This is a genomic window from Bacillus sp. JJ1503 (assembly GCF_036965125.1).
Lineage (GTDB): Bacteria > Bacillota > Bacilli > Bacillales > Cytobacillaceae > Cytobacillus.
The window spans coordinates 6,014-6,264 of record NZ_JBALOZ010000191.1 but is presented as its reverse complement, the minus strand read 5'-3'; the positions used below and the strand labels follow the sequence as shown (position 1 = coordinate 6,264).

1 protein-coding gene (cut by a window edge) is annotated in these 251 nt (G+C 31.9%); it reads right to left on the bottom strand.

The genetic code is table 11. From position 1 onward, the window contains the following. Positions 1-108: 108 nt before the first annotated feature. On the bottom strand, positions 109-251 hold the final stretch of the coding sequence (locus tag V7149_RS14855; protein ID WP_335346392.1) for a genetic competence negative regulator. The gene runs 412 nt beyond the window's last position; the window shows 143 of its 555 coding nt (coding positions 413-555); its start codon lies off the right edge, out of view — the gene reads right to left on this strand; it ends in the stop codon at positions 109-111.

Sequence of the window (251 nt, the reverse complement as noted above, 5' to 3'; positions counted from 1 at the left end):
GATAATTTTATGTAACCGTTTTTACTATTGTTTTATTAAGGAAAAAATCATTTTTTAAATAAACGGCAGATTAGTTTGGAAAGGGAGAAAACGATCCTCCCTCCTCTATTAATTACGAAAGAAATGCATAAGTTTCTCCACAGCCTGATCTTTCATTATTTCCGTTCCATATTCTTCTACCACATGAATACTTATAATAGCTGGATTCCCATACTCCGCTATAATAGCTATAAGTTTATTTTTATCGTCCG